Annotated in this window: 16 protein-coding genes; 1 reads left to right on the top strand and 15 read right to left on the bottom strand. The window is 31.6% G+C overall.

The window, feature by feature from the left end:
* Positions 1-75 precede the first annotated feature (75 nt).
* The 3 genes from HSACCH_RS03575 to HSACCH_RS03565 all read right to left on the bottom strand — a co-directional run bounded on the left by HSACCH_RS03575 (position 76) and on the right by HSACCH_RS03565 (position 3,299).
* A complete protein-coding gene (locus tag HSACCH_RS03575) occupies positions 76-939 on the bottom strand; it encodes an NAD(P)-dependent oxidoreductase (protein WP_005487903.1) in 864 nt (287 codons plus the stop codon).
* A gap of 326 nt (positions 940-1,265) precedes the next feature.
* Positions 1,266-2,174 (bottom strand): AEC family transporter, encoded by a 909-nt coding sequence (locus HSACCH_RS03570; protein WP_005487901.1) that lies wholly within the window; start codon positions 2,172-2,174, stop codon positions 1,266-1,268.
* A 261-nt stretch (positions 2,175-2,435) separates the two neighbouring features.
* The gene (locus HSACCH_RS03565) at positions 2,436-3,299 is read right to left on the bottom strand and encodes a GGDEF domain-containing protein (protein ID WP_005487899.1); all 864 of its coding nucleotides are present in this window, start codon (positions 3,297-3,299) and stop codon (positions 2,436-2,438) included.
* 193 nt (positions 3,300-3,492) lie between these two features.
* On the opposite strand from HSACCH_RS03565, the gene HSACCH_RS03560 reads away from it, so the two are divergent.
* Positions 3,493-4,164, top strand: coding sequence for a DUF3159 domain-containing protein (locus HSACCH_RS03560; RefSeq protein WP_005487897.1), 672 nt, complete (start codon positions 3,493-3,495; stop codon positions 4,162-4,164).
* A 120-nt stretch (positions 4,165-4,284) separates the two neighbouring features.
* Here HSACCH_RS03560 and HSACCH_RS03555 read toward each other — a convergent pair whose 3' ends face one another.
* From HSACCH_RS03555 to HSACCH_RS03500, 12 genes are all read right to left on the bottom strand, one after another.
* Positions 4,285-5,025: a nucleoside phosphorylase gene (locus tag HSACCH_RS03555; protein ID WP_005487896.1), complete on the bottom strand. Its 741-nt coding sequence runs from the start codon at positions 5,023-5,025 to the stop codon at positions 4,285-4,287.
* A gap of 6 nt (positions 5,026-5,031) precedes the next feature.
* A complete protein-coding gene (locus HSACCH_RS03550; protein ID WP_005487895.1) occupies positions 5,032-6,759 on the bottom strand; it encodes an adenine deaminase in 1,728 nt (575 codons plus the stop codon).
* Positions 6,760-6,834: 75 nt separating this feature from the next.
* Entirely contained in the window at positions 6,835-7,875 is a 1,041-nt protein-coding gene (locus HSACCH_RS03545) for an ABC transporter substrate-binding protein (protein WP_005487893.1), read from the bottom strand.
* A 1-nt stretch (position 7,876) separates the two neighbouring features.
* Positions 7,877-8,929, bottom strand: coding sequence for an ABC transporter ATP-binding protein (locus HSACCH_RS03540; RefSeq protein WP_005487891.1), 1,053 nt, complete (start codon positions 8,927-8,929; stop codon positions 7,877-7,879).
* 13 nt (positions 8,930-8,942) lie between these two features.
* A complete protein-coding gene (locus tag HSACCH_RS03535; RefSeq protein ID WP_005487890.1) occupies positions 8,943-9,731 on the bottom strand; it encodes an ABC transporter permease in 789 nt (262 codons plus the stop codon).
* On the bottom strand, positions 9,731-10,561 hold the full coding sequence (locus HSACCH_RS03530; RefSeq protein ID WP_005487888.1) for an ABC transporter permease: 831 nt from the start codon (positions 10,559-10,561) through the stop codon (positions 9,731-9,733). Before HSACCH_RS03530 ends, HSACCH_RS03535 begins: the two co-directional genes overlap by 1 nt.
* Before the next feature lie 223 nt (positions 10,562-10,784).
* The gene (locus HSACCH_RS03525) at positions 10,785-11,072 is read right to left on the bottom strand and encodes an HPr family phosphocarrier protein (RefSeq protein ID WP_407635721.1); all 288 of its coding nucleotides are present in this window, start codon (positions 11,070-11,072) and stop codon (positions 10,785-10,787) included.
* 37 nt (positions 11,073-11,109) lie between these two features.
* The gene (locus tag HSACCH_RS03520) at positions 11,110-12,369 is read right to left on the bottom strand and encodes a zinc-binding dehydrogenase (protein ID WP_005487883.1); all 1,260 of its coding nucleotides are present in this window, start codon (positions 12,367-12,369) and stop codon (positions 11,110-11,112) included.
* Positions 12,370-12,408: 39 nt separating this feature from the next.
* Positions 12,409-13,341 (bottom strand): 1-phosphofructokinase, encoded by a 933-nt coding sequence (pfkB, locus tag HSACCH_RS03515; RefSeq protein ID WP_235043986.1) that lies wholly within the window; start codon positions 13,339-13,341, stop codon positions 12,409-12,411.
* A gap of 147 nt (positions 13,342-13,488) precedes the next feature.
* Positions 13,489-15,402: a PTS mannitol transporter subunit IICBA gene (locus HSACCH_RS03510; RefSeq protein ID WP_005487880.1), complete on the bottom strand. Its 1,914-nt coding sequence runs from the start codon at positions 15,400-15,402 to the stop codon at positions 13,489-13,491.
* Positions 15,403-15,420: 18 nt separating this feature from the next.
* Complete coding sequence (locus HSACCH_RS03505) at positions 15,421-17,517, bottom strand: BglG family transcription antiterminator (protein WP_005487879.1); 2,097 nt, start codon at positions 17,515-17,517, stop codon at positions 15,421-15,423.
* A gap of 464 nt (positions 17,518-17,981) precedes the next feature.
* Complete coding sequence (locus HSACCH_RS03500) at positions 17,982-19,934, bottom strand: fructose-bisphosphatase class III (protein ID WP_005487878.1); 1,953 nt, start codon at positions 19,932-19,934, stop codon at positions 17,982-17,984.
* Between the last annotated feature and the right edge of the window lie 10 nt (positions 19,935-19,944).

Genomic DNA, 19,944 nt, shown 5'->3' with positions numbered 1-19,944 from the left:
TTGTCTTCCTCCACATTATAATATTAATTAAAAGATATATCTATTAATTTTTAAAATTAAATGATTTATTTTAAATTAAAGTCTTTTTTCTACCGCTTTAATAGAAGCTGAAAAGTCTTCTTTCCCATAATTTTCTTCCATTGCCTTCTGATAAACATCTTTTACCAGATCAATTCCAGGTAAGTTAAGATTTAAATCTTCTTTAATTTCAGCTGCAATGTTTACATCTTTATTCATGTTTTCTACAGAAAAAGCTGTGCTGAAGTCTCTGTTTTTAATACTTTCTGCCTTAGCATCTAAATAAAAGTTTTGGCCTCCACCATATGAAATTGCTTTAGCAAAATCATCAATTTCAATATCTGATTTTTGGGCCAGAGTCATCATCTCATTAACTGCATTTTGAACCTCTCCAACCAACATATTATGGCAAATTTTCATCATTAAACCAGAACCGTTATCGCCAAGATGAATTATGTTTTCTCCCATACATAATAGGAGATCTTTGACCTGATTATAAACTTCTTTATCTCCACCAAAATATATACCTAAAGTACCAGCTTCTGCTGCAGATTTACTTTTAACTACTGGAGCCTCAACCATTACTGATCCCTTTTTCTTTACTTCTGCTGCAATATCTTTTGAAATAGCTGGATTTATAGTACTCATATCAATCCAAATTTTATCTTCATTTAATTCTTCAGCAATTTCATTATAAACTGCCTTTACATGCTCTCCTTTTGGTACCATAGAAATTATAATATCTGCCTTTGCTGCTAAGTCTTGATTAGAAGCTGCTCTGACAGCACCCTGTTTAACCATCATTTCAATTTTTTCTTCATTGAGGTCATAAACTAAAATTTCTTCATCTCTTTTTTTTAGCAAATTTGCACACATTGACTCTCCCATAATTCCCAGACCAATAAAACCAATCTTATTCATCTTTAGAACCTCCCACTAATTATTAAAATATTTAACTGTTTTCCTAAAACTAATTCAACTTTTGAAATAGGTTTAATTAAAAGCTTTAATCAAACTCTCAAAAAAAATATAATTAAAAATAAAATTATGAATATAATAACTCATCATCTTTTTTGAACCTTTAAAACTTTATAAAAGAGTTTATTAATTAAGTTTTACTATATTTGATATTGATTAACTCTTTTAATTAACTTGTTTATATTATAGGATAATAATTTTTAGATGTCAATAAGAATATTAAAAAAAATCAAAATAATTTTATTTTTATTTAAAAATTAATGACTATTTTAGATAAACTTGAAAATAAGCCACATAAATATAAAGCTTAAAATATTAGTTAGATTTACTAAACTACCACTGATTTTGGTGTTTAACTTATTTTCGATTGAATATGGAATTACTGCCATGCCAGTTGGCATAACAACTCCTAACAAAATAACACCATTAAAAAGTTTCCCAAATGGTAAGATTAAATACAATGCTATTCCCACTAATAATCCAAAACTATATTTAACAATAACTGCTTTTGATATTTTTTTAAGCTCTGATCTATCAAGTTTAAATTCTAAATAAATACCTAAAACAAGTAAAACCAAAACCCCATTAATCCCTGCTACTTTTTTTAGAACCGAAAATAAATAAAAATTAAGTTCAAAATTAAAGATATTAAGTAAAAGTGCTAATAAATAACTCATTAGAGGAATAAAGGTCAGCAGCTTTTTTGTAATAACTGTCGCAGATAATTCATTTCTTTTAGGACCATAACTTGCTGCAGTTATATAAGCTAAACCAAATATTATAACTGCATTTCCCATATCAAAAAATGCCATATACTGCAGACCGGTTTTACCCCAGATATTTTCTATAAAAGGATAAGCAAATAAGCCTATGTTAAAACCAAGAAGTGAGATAATTAAACTACCAGCATCTTCTATTTTAATATCTTTAAATAGTTTCTTAGCTAAAAAATAGGCCAAGAATCCATAAACAATGTTTGTTAGCGGTAGTATTATTAAATTAGCATTTAAATCAAGATCTATAAAAACTGTTATTATTAGAGCTGGCAGTGTGATATTCATTATTATTTTTACCAATGAATTCCCATCATTTTTATTTAAAATCTTTAATTTTTTCAAAAAATAACCAAGTAAGATAACTGCTAGTGATATAATAAATATTTGATTGACATTTCCCATTTTTTACATTCCCCCGTAAATAAAATTATTTATCTAATAATCTATCAATTAATAAAAAATTGGATGTTAATTAAAAGCTTTAATTAATTATTTACAGTATAACTTAATAATCTGATTCAGGCAAGCATATTTAAAGATTTTTTAATAATTATACAAAAAAAGCATTTGCCTAACACTTCTGAATTTATTAGTTGAAAACCAATAATTCGAAAAAGTAGTTAAACAAATGCCTGGATCTAAAATCAAGTTATATATTTTATTTTAATAAAAGATATTATAGTTACTAACATGATAAACATGGTTTTTTCTTCTATTAATTTCCTCTTTAAATTTCTTTTTATTATAATACATATTTTTATCTGCATTTTTTATCATTTCTTCTAAACTATTATACTGCTGATTATGATGAACATATCCAAAAGCAATACTAAGATGTTTTTCAGGGTGATTTTCAATTTTAGTTTTTAACCTGTTTACAATTTTTTTGCATTTTGCTTTATCTGTATGGGGCAGAATTATTGCAAATTCATCCCCACCAATTCGAGAAATGATATCTTCTTCTCTTAACTCAGATTTTAATAAATTCGCTGCTGCTTTTATATAATAATCCCCCTTTTTATGGCCCTGATTATCATTAATTTTTTTAAGATTATTGATATCTGCAATAATTACAGATAGATTATGTTCTGCTGGATCATTTAATTCTCCCAGTTTGTTTTCAAAATATCTTCTATTATATAAACCGGTCATTTCATCATGAAAGCTTAAATACTTTATTTCTTCATTTTTCTTTTTTAATAAATTAATCTGCTGATGATTTAAAATAATTCCGATAAAAATTTGAATTATAATGAAAATCTTAATTATATTGTAGTATTCTAAAAACAAAAGAGGAATATAAACAATTAACTGTGTTAGCCAAATTATTAAGGCTTTTTGACTATAATAATTTTTTAATATGTATTGAACTGTTAGGATTAATATCCCCAAATAGGCCAGCCCAAAAAGATAATCTGCTGTGTCATCAATATGTATAAAAATAAATCTAAAAAATAAAATAAAGAAAATTATGTAAATTAAACTATAAATAAATTTAACCTTAAATTTTTCTAATCTCAGTTCCATCTTATCTCATCTCCAGCTCATCTTTATTTTTTTAATTATAATAATGTTCTCTTATATTATTATAATGTCATTATATATTAATTATTCTTTATTAACTAAATAATTCCTTTATATTTTTGCTAAATTTTAATAATTTATGTATACTGTTTTTAAGAATAATAAAAATATTTTAATTTAATAAGGAGCTGAGCCTATGGAATTTAAAAAAGAAGATATTTTAGAAGAATTACATTCAATCTTTTTAAATAAAACTTTTGATGCCCTGCTGCCTCCTTTAATTTATGCAGTCAGCAATTCTATTTTTGGACTTCAAACTGCCGTTATTCTGGCAGTAACTACGGCTTTAATAAATTTTAGTAGAAGAATTATTAAAAAAGAAAATTGGAAATATTCTCTAGCAGGATTAATTGGAGTAATTTTTGCTTCTTCTTTTGCATATTTGAGTAACAACGCCAGTAATTATTTTATTCCGGCTCTGACATCTTCTACTCTTTTTCTGTTGGCTTCAGTAATAACAGTGCTGATTGGAAAACCACTTGCAGCCTGGGCCAGTCATTTAAGCCGCGGTTGGCCTTTAGAATGGTTTTGGCGGCAGGATGTTAAACCTGCTTACAGAGAGGTAACAATTTTATGGGCAGTTTACTTTGCTCTCAGGCTTACTATTCAGCTTAGATTATTTTTTAGTGAGGCAGTACTAAACTTAGCCTGGGTAAATATTCTTTTAGGCTGGCCAGCTATTATTGTTGTTTTAACTATCAGCTACATCTATGGAATTTGGCGACTAAATGATTTAGGTGGTCCTGGAGTAGATGAATTTAAAGAAGGAAAAGAGCCTCCCTGGGACGGTCAAAAAAAGGGTTTTTAATAGGACAGGCCAAATATCCTAAATAGAATTAGATAAATTCAACTAGCAAATAGAAAAGCTCATGCAGGCAGATATATTATCTGCAGACATGAGCTTTTAAATTAAAATAATTTTAGATTATTATTCTGTTTTTGCTAAATCAACTAATGCCTGAATTGCAATCTCAATTGATTTAGACTCAGCCTCTTTAAATAGTCTATCCTTTTCTTCAAGGCTGAACTGTTTTTTCTTAATAATATTAGAATCAGTACCTACAATAGCTCCAACCTTCAAATTTCTTTTGGCAGCTACTATAAATAAAGTGGCACATTCCATTTCTGAAACTATCATCTGGGTATTTAAAAGTTCCTGGTTCAATTCCTGATCCTGCATATAATAAGCATCTCTGGTATAACTGCCGCCAATATAGACATCTTCTCCTAAGTCTGCAGCAGCTTTTTTAAGGGCATCAGTAATTGTATCATCGGCAACAGCCGGGTAATTGGCTGCTAAATATTCAAAAGAAGTTCCTTCGCCGCGATAGGCGGAATTAATAACTGCTACACTACCAACCGGCATCTCCTCTTTTCTGCCGCCAGCTGAACCAACTCGAATAAAGGTATCTGCTCCCAGTTTAGCCAGCTCTTCCATCGCAATAGCTGCGGAAGGACCACCAATACCAGTTGAGCAGACAGTTAATTCTACTCCATCTTTCTCACCTGTAAAAACAGTATATTCTCTATTAACAGCTATTTTTTCTGCCTGATCAAATTTAGCTGCAATTCGTTCTGCCCGGCCTGGATCACCCGGAATTAAAACGTATTTAGCTACATCTCCTTTTTTACAACGAATATGTTTTTGTAATGTTTTATCGTAGTCCACTTTTAGTTATTCCTCCTCATCAATAATTAAATTAACAATTTCCATTTTTTCTACATCTATTAAACCTCTATCAGTAATTTTTAAAGCTGGACTTACCGGTAAGGTGTTGGTGCTTAAGGACATGATTGGGTTATAGTGTTGATAACCAAGTTCAATCATCGCTTCTCGAATTTTTGAAATTTTTTCTGCCAGTAAATCTAGCGGTTTTTCTGTTAAAATCCCGGCTACCTCAAGCTGGAGTGAGGCTTTAATTTCCCCGTTTTCTACCACACAGTATCCGCCCTGATTTTCGATTACCCAGTTAGCAGCTAGTAAAGCATCCTCCATATTGGCAGCAATTAAATATAAATTATGGTGGTCATGGGCATAAGTAGTGGCAATGGCTCCTTTTTTAATAGTGCTGCCTGTAATTAAGCCTTTAGCAAAATTATGGTTACCATAGCGAGAGATTACTGCTGCTAAATTATATTCACTATTCTCCCAGTCTAAAAATCCATTTTTTAGTTTTAATTCTGCAGTTTTTTCTGCTGTATAAGTACTTTCGGATTTAACTTCAATGATTCGGCACTTAACTTTTTCTTTATTTGAAAAATGTTTTATCTGCAATTTTTCTTTAGTCAATTTATCAATCTTAACTGACTTATAAAATTTAGCTGGAAAAGCTTTAGCATAATTTTCAGTTTTTGCTTGAGCCTGATTATAAACTTTTTTACCCTCTGTATAAACCTCTGCAATTTCAAATGACTCTAAATCATCTAAGATAATAAAATCTGCTCTTTTGTTAGGAGCTAAACTGCCGCGATCAGATAATCTCATTCTCCTTGCTGGAGTATAAGTTGCCATATAGATAGCATTTTCGATACTAACTCCCATTTTAACAATTTTTCTTAAGATATGATCTAAATGACCTTTTTTTACTAAAGTATCAGCCATTACATCATCAGTTACTAAAGCTAGGTGTTCATACAAATCATTTTGGATAATATAATTAATGACTTCAGGGCGCAGTGATTTTTCCTGGATTTCTACAAAAATTCCATTATAGATTCTATCCTTTAGTCTTTCGACTGACTGCAGACAATGGTCAGAATTAATTCCGGCTGCTGCAAATTGAGCCAGCTCTTCCCCCAGCAAAGATGGAATGTGTCCCTCAATAATATAATCTGGATGATTTTTATTTAAAAAACTTAAAATTTTATTAATCGGCAGGCTCTGATCTCCAGTTAAAACAGCTTCATTGTTCATTACCTCACCCAGACAGACAACTTTTTCTTCTGTTATTAGTTCTTTAACTTCTTGAACGGAGATTTTGGCACCTGTTGTTTCCAGTTTTGAGGAGGTGGAAGGAACAGAACTGGGAATAGCATAGTAAATATCTACTGCTGCCTCTTCTCCAGCTTTAATCATTGCTTTAATACCTTCAATTCCAAAAACATTTGCTATTTCGTGGGGCTCAGAAACAATAGTTGTTATACCGTGTTTAATAATTTCGGCTGCAAACTGCTTTGGTGCTGCCATTGAACTTTCTATATGCATGTGAATATCAATTAAACCTGGAATAATAAACTTCCCTGCCGCCTCTATTTCTTTTTTTGCCTTAATGTTTTTTGGATATTTTTCTGCAGTATATACAATCTTTTTATTTTTTACTGCTAAATGTCCCTGAAAGAACTTTTTGAAATAACTATTATATATATTTGCATTTTTAAATAAGATATCTACTTCTTCCACCATAAATCCCCCTAAACTGCTATTTGATTATTTTTGTAATTTATTAAATTTCTTTTCAAATATTTCATTTTTTTGATTTTAATAAGCAAACATTCTGTTCCAGCGCTGCATCCAGGCTTCTTTGTTTTCATTGATTAAATTCCAGTCAATTGTGTTTAAGCTATTAATTAATTCTGCACCATAAGTTAAACCTTCAGCCTCAGCTGCAGTTAATTCAACTTCTGTATTTAAAGGAGATTCAACCTTATCCATAGCCATTTTAGTCTGTACTTCTTCACTGATGGCATAGTTGATGAATTTCTCAGCCAGCTCCTGATTATCACTGCCTTTAACAATATTTAAAGTATTAAAGTTAGCAAAAGAACCTTCTTCAGGATTTAACCAGACTGCTCCATCAACAGCATCTTTAACTCTAAAGAAAGCAAAGTCCATTGCAGGTGCTGCAGCAATTTCTCCTTGAGCAAACATATTTGCTACATCAGATGAGCGAGAATAATTTTTAACAACATTTTCTTTCATTTTTTCTAATTCAGCAAAAGCTTGATCAGGATTTTCAGCAAGCTCTACTCCTGCTTTTTCGGCAGCCATGATTAACATTGCTGGCCCGGCAGTAGTATTAAAGTCTGGAATTGAAACATTATCTTCAAAAGATTGATTCCAGAGATCAAACCAGGATTCAATAGGCTCGTCTACAGCATTTTGATCATAAATAATACCCAGCTTAACCAATGTATAAGCAGGTCCATACTGCTCACCATGTGGAGCTTTTGCAACTGGATATAATTTTTCGATATTAGGAATGTTATCTCTATTTAGCTCAGCAATCATGCCTGAATTGATGGCATCAAGTGCATAAGATTCTGCTAAATAAATTACATCTACTGTTGATCCCTGACGCATTTTAACTTTGTTTAAACGAGTCGAGTTGTTTCCTACTTCTAATTGAATTTCACAATCATATTTTTCTTCAAATGGTTGATAAAGATTCTTCCATAAAAGATCCTCATTATAACCCCAGGTTGAGATTACGAGTGTTTCTTTAGCCATTACTGCTGACGATAAAACAATTGACAGAACAAAAATAGTAATTAAGAAAATCGGTAAGTATTTTTTAAACATTTTATTCCTCCCTGACAAGAATTATTTTTTCTTCTGGAAAATATAAATTAACTTTTTTATTATTTTCAATTCGTTTTTCAGTGGCTGCATTGACAACAAATTCTCCATACTCTGTTTTAACATTATACTGATATTTTTCACCTAAAAAAGTACTGATTTTAATTTCTCCGCTGATAGTATTTTCTTTTTCCTCACCTCCAGCCAAAGTAATTTCTATATCATTAGGGCGAATTGATGCCCGGAACTTATCTATATTGGTATTTAAATCAGCAGAACTTACTTTAAATAATTCACCTTTAGCTGTTTTAAAGGCCTCTTCTGCTTGAAAAAGATCAAAGAAGTTTTCAAAACCTACAAAATCTGCGACAAATTCTGTTTCTGGTTTCCTATATATTTTTTCAGGACTGTCTAACTGCTCTATTTCGCCATCTTTCATAACTACTACTCGGTCGGAAATCGAAAAACATTCTTCCTGGTCATGGGTTACATAAACTGTGGTCAGTCCTAATTTCTGCTGAATATTTCTAATTTCAACTCTCATTTCCACCCGCAGTTTAGCATCAAGATTACTTAAAGGCTCATCTAAAAGCAGTAAGTCTGGCTCAATTACTAAGGCTCTAGCTAAAGCAACCCGCTGCTGCTGGCCTCCTGATAATTCTGCTGGATATCTTTTTAAAAAACCACTTAAGCCTACCAGCTCTATCATTTTTTCTACTCTTTCTTTGATCTCTTTTTCTGCTGTTTTCTGCATTTTAAGTCCAAAAGCAACATTGTCAAAAACATTTAAATGGGGAAATAAGGCGTAATTTTGAAAGACAAAACCAAAGTGTTTTTTATGTACTGGTACATCTGTAAAATCTTGACCCTTAAACATTATTTTACCCTTTTGCGCTTTGACAAAACCAGCTATTGATCTTAAAGTGGTTGTTTTACCACAGCCGCTGGGACCTAATAATGAGACAAATTCTCCCTGATTAATGCTCAGATTAAAATCTTCTAAAACTGTATTTTTACCATATGCAACTTTTAAGTTCTCTAATGAAAGAAAAGACATCTCTTACCTCCTACTAATTTTCTACAAAATAATTTAGACCTAAACTTCTTTCTATAATAAACATCAAAACTGTAGTCATCAGCATTAGTAAAACAGAAAGTGCTGCAACTGTGGGATCAAAATAATATTCGACATAGCTCATCATCTGAATCGGCAGGGTACTGATTCCCGGACCGGTTAGAAAAACTGAGATAGGAACATTATTAAAAGAATTAATAAAAGCCAGGATAAAACTTGCTATGACTCCTGAACTGATATTTGGTAATACTATAATAAAAAATGTTTTTAAGGGGCTGGCCCCAAAAATAACTGCTGCCTCTTCTATTTCATAATCAAAATTCTCTAAGTTGGCAGAAATTACTCTAATTATGTAAGGAATTATAAAAATAGTGTGGCCGATTAAAAGACTGGTAAATACCGGCAGCTTCAATTTAATTATTAAAAAATTAAATAATGAAAATCCAAAGACTATCTGTGGAATTAAAACCGGTGATAAAAAGAATGATTCTACTAATCTTTTGTGTTTAAAATTACCTCTACTGATAATATAAGAAGCGGGAATCCCCATTAAAAGTGCTAAAAATGTAGAAATAACAGCAACTTTTAAACTTATAATAAATGTATTAATAAACATTTCAGTCTGTAAAACATTAATAAACCACCTGATTGAAAAAGCATCAGGAGGAAATTTTAGAAATTCAGACTCTCCAAAAGCGGTGACTGCAATTATTAAAAGTGGTGCAATTAAGAAAAAATAAACTAATAAAGTAAAAATACTCAAAGTTTTACCTTTTTCATTCACTATTTTACACCTCCTGGATTAAGCTTATCTGAGAAATAATTGATTAAAATAACTATGGTAAAGGTAGTTATAATCATTACTGCAGCAATTATTGATGCCTGCTCCCAGTTAAATAATGACAGTGCATTTTCATATATCAAAGTTGATAAAACTCTTGTCTTATCTCCACCTAAAAGCATTGGGGTAGTATAAGCTGTAAAACTGCCTGTAAAAACAAGGGCTGTACCAATGATTAAGCCTGGTAAACTTAAAGGAAAAACTATTTTCATAAATGCCTTAAATTTTGAGGCTCCCAGACTTTCGGCTGCTCTAATTAATTCTCCATCAATATTTTCCATAACTCCTACCAGTGATAAAATCATTAGCGGTAGAAATAGATATAAAAGACCTGTGATTACAGAAAACTCGGTGTAAAGCAAATTTAGGGGCTCATCGACTAATGATAAAGTCATTAAAATATCATTAATAATCCCATTTTTTCCTAAAATTATCATCCAGCTAAATGAACGAACCACTGGACTTGTCAGCAGTGGAAAAACTGCTAGAACTAAAAAAATACCTCTATATTTCTTAGCAGATCTTGAAATATAATATGAGGTAGGAAAACCTAAAAAAGCCGCTAAAATAGTTGTTATCCCAGCGATCTTGAGTGTTCTAAAATAGATATCTCTTAAGTAGTAATCTTTAAAAAAATTAGTGTATCCACTTAATGTCCAGCCGCCATCTACCTGAACTGTGCTGACCATAGTCAGTAAGATAGGTACTACTAAAAAGGATATTATAAATAATACAGCTGGTAAAAATAATAAATAACTCCACTTTCCTCTCACAATAACCCTCCCTATTTAAATTTTTATCGATACTATATATTATTCATTATAAATTTCACGATTCCTGCTTTTTTTATTGATTTTTTCTAAAATTATTGTTTTTTCGACATAATATGACATTTCAGTTAAGCTGAACATAAATCTAAAAAGACCCATCACCTGTCCACAATGATGGGCCTTTCAATATATTATTGCTGTAACTCTATAATTAAATTAACTGAATTTATTCAGCTAATTTAAAATCATTTGCTACTAAATCAAGCAGTGAAGTCACTGCCTCTTCTTCATCACTACCGTCTGCCTGAATTGTAATTTTATCATTTTTTGTTGCTCCCATAGTCATAATTGAAATTATGCTTTTAGGGTTATATTCTTTTTCTTCATTACCATTTTTAAATAATACTATATCTGATTTAAACTTACCAGCTAACTTGGAAAATATTCCGGCTGGTCTGGCATGAAATCCTTCTTCATGTTCTAATATGAATTCTGCTTTTTTCAATTTATTCACTCCTTCTAGAGCTATAATTTTAACTTGAAGTCTTATTTTATTTAGAAAAATTGTCAAGTAAATATTTTTCTGCTTTTGCTGACCAAAGTCCCTTATTATCTGCAATAATTTCTGCCAACTCAGCATATTTAGGATCTTGTTCTCCTTTTTTAGCAAAGTCTTCTAAAGCAGTTAATTCCAGATCAACAGCGTTATAAATTAGTTTTTTACCACCTGGAATCTTTGGTAAATTTTGAATAGTATCTGCTGCACTGTCCAGTCCTCCAACATGAGTAATCATTGTTGCCGGATTTAATCTTCCTGCCGCAGAGAGTTTTAATGATTCGCGCATATCATCATCATTACCACCTGTAGAACCCATAATATGAGTTGGCGAATAATGAATATTGTATAAATTAAATTCTGCGGAAAGTTCTTTATCAGTTGGACCTGCAAAAAAGTTCATACAGCCATCTTTTCCTAAAATTTGATCACCCTGTTCAGCCAGTGCTCTAACTGGAGCGTAGACAAATACATCATCATAGCCCTCTCCCTCAACTAAGCTTTTCAATTCGGCAGGTACATCTTCCATCTCAGCTGTGTTTATATAATGAAGTTCTACTCCCTGCTTTTTGGCTTCTTCTGGAGTAAATAAGGCAGCTGCTCGATCCAAACGATCCTGGTTAATATCAGTTACTACAACTACTGCAGGTTTGCGATCTGCATGCAGAGCATAGTCGATTGCACCCAGGCCCATTGGTCCAGCTGCACCCAAGAGCGCAACTTTTCCACCTTCAACAATACCCATTTTGTGAATATAGTTATTGCTTTCTGTGTGGTAAACTGCATGATAACCCCCTACAATACAGGACATTGGTTCTGAAAGTGAAGCCTCATAAAAACCATCTCCCTCATATTTTAAGAGATATCCCAATTCCATAACTTCCTGTGGAATTATTGTATATTCAGTATTTCCACCAAAATATTGATAGGAATAACCTGGTGCATAAGGACTTCCTTTATAATTTAAAGCCGGCTGAACTGCAAATTTTTCTCCTGGCTCAAACTGATCCTGCCACTTTTTACCTACCTTAATAATTTCTCCGGCAAATTCGTGGCCGGTAATAGTTGGTTTTTCAGCTACATCATCTGGTACTCTTTTATGGCGGCCACCCTGAATAACTGCTTTATAAGTTGACATACAGATACTGTTAGAAACTATTCTAGCTAAAATTTCATCATCTTTAATTTCTGGTAATTCAAATTCTTCTAATCTAAGATCATTTTCACCATATATTCTTACTGCTCTTGTTTTCATTATTAATCATCCTTTTTAAGTTTTAAATTTTCGAGAAAATTAAAATTTCATTACTTTTATCTCTTTTCTAAGTTTTTCTACATCTTCTCTGCTTCCCATCTCTGTACCCACTTTAATTAGAGTAGCACTGCTGCAGGCAGCTGCAGTTTTAAGCATTTTTTCTAATTTTAGTTCATTTTCTAAGCCATATGCCAGACCAGCAACCATTGCATCACCAGCTCCAACTGTACTTTTAACATTTAATTTTAATGGCTTGATTTTATATTTATCATCTGCTGTAATAAAAATGGCTCCTTCTTTTCCCAAAGACAACATAATCATCTCTATTCCCGTATCCAAAAGACTCTCAGCTTTTCTGATCATTGTCTTCAAATCTTTAAATTCCTCTTTAAAATGCAGAGCCAGTTCGTGTTCATTTGGTTTAATTAGTGTTGGAGCTGCTTTAATTCCTTCTCTAAAAAGAACTCCATCAGCATCCAATATTGTTTTAATACCTCTTTTTTTAGCAGTTGTTATCAATTTTGAATAAATATTATTTTTAATTCCAGCTGGTACACTACCTGCCAAAATTAAAATGTCTCCAGTTTTTAAATCAGTAAATATTTTTTTCTTTAACTCTGAAATATTTTTCTCAGAAATATCAGCCCCGGCTTCATTTAAATCAGTAAAAGTGTTATTGATTTGATCCACCATTTTTGTATTTGTTCTGGTTTCATCTTCAGTTTCTATAAATTCAGTTTTAATTCCAAGCTTTTCAACTTCTTTTTGAATATAATTACCTGCTGCTCCACCTAAAAATCCTGCTGCTGTACTCTGCTGACCTAAATTTTTTAACATTTTAGAAACATTAATCCCCTTACCTCCAGCATCCTTATGCACCTTTTTTATTCTATTGAGATGATTGATTTTAAAGCTCTCAACTATTATTGTCTTATCAACTGCTGGATTTAAGGTCACTGTTTTAATCATCATTATCAACCCTTATTTAAGTTTTGCTCCCCTATTTAATAGCCCGGTTAAATTAATTTCTGAGACCTGGACTTAAATAGGGAAGCTATATTATTTATTTTTACTTTATAATAATTTAAGCTTATCTTTATTGTGTTAATTTTTCATAAATTATAGTGTAAATTTTTCATAAAAATAATCAAGGTCATCTGTAGTTCTTAGCTTTTCCGCTGTGGAATTTTCTTCAATTAATTCAGAAAGATTTGCCAGAACTTTAAGATGTTCATTGCCAACACCAGCAATTGCAATTACAAGATAAGCCTTTTCTCCTTCAAAATCAACTCCATCCGGAAATTGAAGTATTGAAATTCCTGTTTTATTAATTTTCTTTTTAGCACTACCTACACCATGAGGAATTGCTACTCCCTGGCCGATATAGGTGGTCATTTCTTGTTCGCGATCTAGCATTGCTTCAATATAATCTTGATCAACATATCCACTTTCTACCAGCAGTTCTCCTGCCATTTTAATTGCTTCATTTCTTTCAACACTATCTAAACCTAGTTTTATATTTTCTTTCTTTAAAATTTCTTGATTAGAGGAAACCGACTTAGATGAACTGGACTCAGTTTCTTTTTCTTCTAATGTTTTACTTTCATTTTTGCTTTCCTTTTTTGAATCGGCTCCTTCTCTAGTCAATCTTTCAACTAATTGATCATAGGCTGGTGTCTGTAGAAAATCCTGAATTGAAATATGCTCGGCCTGAGGTGCTTTTTCCTTTGCTCTGCTTGTTAAATTCTGATGAGTAATCACAATTTGAGCATCTTCAGGTATTTCATTAATTGCTTTATTAACAACTTCAATATCTAAGCCCGCTGCTTCAATTTTCTTGCGCAATTTACCTGCTCCCATAGCACTGGAACCCATACCTGCATCACAGGCAAAAACAATTTTATTTACTTCTGAGGCAGTTACTTTTTTTGCTCCTTTTTCCATGTGCAGATCTTTACCTTTTTGTTCTCTCACCTTAGACTGAGCAGATTCAAATTCCATGGTATCTCCTCTGGCGACTGATCTTTTAATTAAAGCCGAAGCAATTAAAAAAGATACTGCTGTTGCAACTAAAATACCGGCAAATACTCCCAAATAATTTCCTCTTGGTGTCATTGCCAGATAAGCAAAAATACTACCAGGAGAAGGTGTTGCGACTAAACCTGTATTAAATAATCTAAATGTAAAGATACCACTTGCGCCTCCACCAATAACTGCTAATAAAAGAGAAGGTTTCATTAAAACATAAGGGAAATAAATTTCGTGAATTCCGCCAAAGAAATGAATTATAATTGCACCAGGTGCAGATTGTTTGACCATTCCTTTAGCAAAAATCCAATATGCTAGTAAAATTCCAAGTCCAGGTCCGGGGTTTGTTTCCAGCATAAAAAATATTGATTTTCCTGTCTCTGCTGCTTCCTGAATTCCTAAAGGTCCCAAAACACCATGATTTATGGCATTATTTAAAAATAAAATTTTGGCAGGTTCAATAAAGATTGAAGCTAAGGGTAACAAACCGCGACTTACAAATGCATTTACTCCTAATCTTAAAGCTTCATTTAACCCTCCAACAACCGGGCCAATAATCTGATAGGCTAATATTGCCAGTAGGCCACCAACTATACCAGCTGAAAAGTTATTAACCAGCATTTCAAAACCGGACTTAATTTTACCTTCAAATATTTGATCAACTTTTTTAATAGTCCAACCACCAAATGGCCCCATAACCATTGCTCCAATAAACATTGGAATGTCAGAACCAACAATAACACCCATAGTAGCTACTGCACCAATTACTCCACCCCTAATTCCGGCAACCAGACGCCCACCAGAAAAAGCTATTAAAAGAGGTAATAAATAGGTGATCATTGGTCCAACAAGACCTGCCAGACCTTCATTTGGTATCCACCCTGTTGGAATAAAGAAAGCTGTAATTAAACCCCAGGCGATAAAAGCACCAATATTAGGCATTACCATTCCACTTAAAAACCTTCCAAAACTCTGAACTTTATTTTGAAAACTACTTTTTTGCATTTAATTTTCCTCCTTGTGCTATTTAACAGTACTTTTTTGCTGTAAAAAATAATCAAAATGCTCTGCAAGATCATAATAAATATCTTCTCTACTACCCCTATTTACAGCATCAATAAAATTTCGATTTTCAATTAGCAAATGACTAATTTCACTCAAAACTTCTCTTCCTTGGGTACTACCTTTAAGTGGAGCTGCCATTAGAATCACAATTTTGATTTTTGTCATTTCACCATTTTCAGCCGAAACTTGAAAACTATTCTTTGGTCTAATTACCGAAAAGTATAACTCCTTTACTGCTCTACTCTGACAGTGTAAAAGCATAATCTGATTGTGTTTTAATATTGTACTTCCTTTTTCTTCTCTTAAACTTAAGTCTTTTTCAATTTCCTTTCTTCTGAGCTCCGAAGCTGCCAGCATTTGACCAGCATCTTTAATTAATTTATTATTATCTACATAGTGATAATCATTTTTAAGCTGGAAATTATTTAAAACTTCTAAAATTCCTTGATTATAGTTATTAATCATTTCTAGTTTTTCTTTTAAAGTTATTTTTTCACTTCTATTTCTTTTTTTTGCCGGGTGATTTAAGAGAAAATCATTGATTTCCTGCTGTTGTTTTTCATTTAGCAGTGGATTTACCACAATTACAGGAATCTTACTTTCGGGAATTGCTACTGTAGATATTATTAAATCTAAATTTAATTCTTCTATTTCTTGATTGTTGAAATCCAGAGTTGAAATCAAGAAAGTCACTTCAATATTTTTAAATTCCTTGTTAAGCCTTGAAGCCAGAAGCCTTGAAGCCCCAATTCCACTGGTACAGGCAACAGCGGCCCTAAATTTTTGCTGAGGTTTACTCTTTCTTTCAACTGCTGATCCAAGATGCATTGCAATATATGCTGCTTCAGATTCTGGCACTTCAATCCCTTCCTCTTTTGCCAAAATAGCAGCACATTTTTTTGATACTTCAAATAATTTGCTGTATTTTTCTTTTATTTCTTCTAAAAGTGGATTGCGAATATCTAAATTTAATTTTATTCTATTAATTGTAGGCTCTAAATGACGAACCAATCCAATTAAAAGTTCTTCATCATCTTCTAAATAGATTCCTAATTCAATTTCAGCTTCTTCAATCATTTTTCTGGTAATATAGACTAAATGATAATCTTCTGTCATTGAAATTTCGTCATTATAAATTCCACCTCTACCTTTGCTGCCCATTAAATGCATTGTCACATAAGCAACTTCTGCTTCTGGAATTTCTACATTAAATGCAGCCGCAATAGAGTTGACTAAATTTCTAGCTATTAAAAATTCATCATTTGATCTAATATTTTCTAAAAGTTTTTGATCTATTATAATCTGATCTCCATCTTTAATTCTTTTTAAAGCAATTGCAAGATGAACCATTAAAGCCGCATATGAGTCATCAGCCAGCCTGTAGTTCATATTTTTTTCTAGTTCCTTAATATAATCATCTAAAAGGTTTATTGTATCAAGTCCAATTAAGTTTAATAGTCTATTTTTAGAAAGAGTTTTTCTTAATGACTGCTCTTTTTCAGAATATTTATCCTGTAACAGCAGTAATATTTCTTCTAAATTAAAATTTTGATAGAGAAGATTGATGCTGGCCTTTCGAATATCTCTTTCTCTACCTTTAAGATAAACACCCAAACCTGGTTTTCTGATCAGTTTTAACTGATAATCTTCAACCCAATTTTCAATCTCATCTAAATCATTGCTGATTGTGGCTTCCGAAACATTGCAGATTCTGGTAAAGGCATATAATTTATTTGGCCTTTGATCTTTAAGAAGTTCTGCTAAAATAATCATTTTTCTTTCATCTGGTGAATAATGTTTATCCACACTTTGAAATTCTAGAATCTCATTAATTCTTCTTTTTTCTTTTGAACTGCAGTTTAATCTAATACCTGTACCCTTCTTTTTATCCAGTAAAACATTATTTTTTTGCAGCCATTTTTCTACTTTTTTCAGTTCTCTTAATATTGTTCTGGTACTTACTTCCAGTTGTTCTGCAATTTGATCAGTCACAATATAATCATCATTTTCAATTAGAATTTTGATAATCTTTTTAGTTCTAGAACTAATTTTCATAGTAAATACTCCTTTTGGCCAAAAGTTTTAATTAAAAACTGATAATTACTAATTTTCAAAATTAAGAAAGTTTAAATTATCAAGTTATACTGCTCTTATTAAATTATGTCACTTATGTGCAGAATTATTTTATTCGACTTCTTAATTTCTAAGTTAATTTTATTCCTTAACTGCTTAAATAACAAGGAAAAGAAAAATAGTTCTGTCATCTATAATAAATGACAGAATTTATAATCTTCAATTTTGTCTTTTATATCAATGTTGCTTTTATTTATTTCATTCCAATTTTTTAATCCTTTAAATTATTAAAAGTTGATATTTTTTTTACTTTGATCTGGAATATACATAAAAAAGACCAGAGGATTTGCAGGAGTTTTTAAATAATCTCCTACCTGCTATTTTAAAGCAGTATCCTCTGGTCTTCAGCTAAAATTTATTTTTACTGTAAATAATTTAATAAAATTCTAATTATATTTTTCTTTAATAATACCATCTTGATAGGCTTCCAGCAGCTGCATTAAATATTTAACATCTTCACTTAATTTTTCTCCAATATCTGTATCAGCTATCTTTTGCGGCTTATCAAACTTTAATACTTCTACTGCAGAAATAGTATCTCTGCTGTCTTTATGCAGAGCTTCTTTTTTACTGATAAATGGCTCATGCGAAATTAAACGCATTTTGGTATTACTGTAGGTTAAAGTGTAACCTGCTATCCCGGTTTTTTCGTGATAAGCAGCAGATATACCTCCATCAATAACAAGCAGTCTTCCATTACCTTTAATAGGACTTTCGCCTTTTTTCTGAGCTACAGGTGTATGGCCGTTAATAATATGACCGTGTTCAGTATCTAGTTCAAATTCTGAAAGTATTTTTTTGCAAATATCTTCGTTTTCGCGAGCCTGATAATATGGATTTTTATTTTCCTGATAAAGTGCTGGCTCATCTTCATCTGTAAAGTATCTTAAAAACGTTGTCATCCGATCCTTACCAAATAAAGGTGAATACTCTCCGCGCCAGAGATACCAAAGCCAATCTTTAAAGTCAGCATCTTCTTTTTGACTTGAATAGCTGCGCCGCACAATATCATCAAAAAAGTCCATTAATTTTTTGCCACTATAGGTTTCACCATCAACCTTAATTGTAGAAAACTCTCCCTCTTCTGTCATTGGAATACAGCCGTGATATAAAAGATTACCATTGTATTCTTTATACATACTGCCATTATTAAATAAATATCTAATGTCTTCCTGTAGTTTATCATTATTTCTAAAAGAATAACTTAACTGATTTATAACTTCTTCTTCCCAGCCACTTAAGCAATAAGGATCCTCGGCAACAATTGTTGGTAGGTCTTGATCAGTTAATTCATATTCTTTTCCGTTTAACTTTAAAATATAGTTATCATAATCAATTTTTTCTAAATATAGGGCTTCATTCATTTTAAATTCAGGATGTTTTTTAATTAGCTGTCCTTCCAGTTTAAATTGAATTATTGCAATAGCTTTCTGCATTTGAGACATTATTTTAATTTCATTTTCATCTAATTCTCTATCAATCAGATGAGGATTGAATAATTCTGGATCTGGATCAGGATAATAGTTCATCGCAAATCTTGCCAGAGGCCTCATATTAACTCCATATCTTTCTTCTAAAAATTCTAAATTGCCATAACGTAGAGCAATCCTTAAAGCTGTAGCAACTAAAGATTTTTGTCCCAGAGCAGCTCCCATCCATAAAATATCATGATTTCCCCACTGAATATCAACATTATGATGTGATTTTAAAACATCCATAATAATATCTGGAGAAGGTCCTCGATCATAAATATCACCGATAATATGGAGTTTATCAACTGCAAAACTCTGAATTAACTCTGATAATGCTATAATAAAATCTTTAGCCTGTCCAACCTCAATTATAGTTGTCAAAATTTGATTTTTATAATCTTTTTTATTGGGATCACATACTTTAATATGCAGCAGCTCCTCGATAATATAAGCAAATTTTTCTGGTAAAGCTTTTCTAACCTTTGATCTGGTATAGATCGAAGAAACTTCTTGAGAAATACGCACCATATAATCTAAGGCTTCTTTATACCATTCCGGTGGTATCCCACCTCTTTCATCTAGTTCTTTCATCTTTGATTTAGGATAAAAAATTAAAGTTGCCAGCTCTCTTTTTTCAGTATCTTTTAATTCATCGCCAAAAATTTGATCTATCTTATATTCAATAACACCAGAAGCTGTTTTTAACATATATTTAAAAGCCTCAGCTTCTCCATGTAAGTCAGTTAAAAAGTGTTCAGTGCTTTTTGGTAGGTTTAAAATAGCCTTCAAGTTAATAATTTCAGTACTAACTTCAGGAATGTTTGGAAACTGTTCTGATAAAAGTTTTAGGTACTTTAAATCTTTCATTAAATTCTCC

The organism is Halanaerobium saccharolyticum subsp. saccharolyticum DSM 6643 (assembly GCF_000350165.1).
Classification (GTDB): Bacteria; Bacillota; Halanaerobiia; order Halanaerobiales; family Halanaerobiaceae; genus Halanaerobium; species Halanaerobium saccharolyticum.
The sequence above is the reverse complement of the archived record's forward strand: the minus strand, read 5'-3'. Positions and strand labels throughout refer to the sequence as shown.

Excerpts from the sequence above, each read along its gene's own strand:
- HSACCH_RS03575 (WP_005487903.1), bottom strand. The coding sequence starts at position 939 with ATGAATAAGATTGGTTTTATTGGTCTGGGAATTATGGGAGAGTCAATG.
- HSACCH_RS03570 (WP_005487901.1), bottom strand. The coding sequence starts at position 2,174 with ATGGGAAATGTCAATCAAATATTTATTATATCACTAGCAGTTATCTTA.
- HSACCH_RS03565 (WP_005487899.1), bottom strand. The coding sequence starts at position 3,299 with ATGGAACTGAGATTAGAAAAATTTAAGGTTAAATTTATTTATAGTTTA.
- HSACCH_RS03560 (WP_005487897.1), top strand. The coding sequence starts at position 3,493 with ATGGAATTTAAAAAAGAAGATATTTTAGAAGAATTACATTCAATCTTT.
- HSACCH_RS03550 (WP_005487895.1), bottom strand. The coding sequence starts at position 6,759 with ATGGTGGAAGAAGTAGATATCTTATTTAAAAATGCAAATATATATAAT.
- HSACCH_RS03545 (WP_005487893.1), bottom strand. The coding sequence starts at position 7,875 with ATGTTTAAAAAATACTTACCGATTTTCTTAATTACTATTTTTGTTCTG.
- HSACCH_RS03540 (WP_005487891.1), bottom strand. The coding sequence starts at position 8,929 with ATGTCTTTTCTTTCATTAGAGAACTTAAAAGTTGCATATGGTAAAAAT.
- HSACCH_RS03520 (WP_005487883.1), bottom strand. The coding sequence starts at position 12,369 with ATGAAAACAAGAGCAGTAAGAATATATGGTGAAAATGATCTTAGATTA.
- pfkB (WP_235043986.1), bottom strand. The coding sequence starts at position 13,341 with ATGATGATTAAAACAGTGACCTTAAATCCAGCAGTTGATAAGACAATA.
- HSACCH_RS03510 (WP_005487880.1), bottom strand. The coding sequence starts at position 15,402 with ATGCAAAAAAGTAGTTTTCAAAATAAAGTTCAGAGTTTTGGAAGGTTT.
- HSACCH_RS03505 (WP_005487879.1), bottom strand. The coding sequence starts at position 17,517 with ATGAAAATTAGTTCTAGAACTAAAAAGATTATCAAAATTCTAATTGAA.
- HSACCH_RS03500 (WP_005487878.1), bottom strand. The coding sequence starts at position 19,934 with ATGAAAGATTTAAAGTACCTAAAACTTTTATCAGAACAGTTTCCAAAC.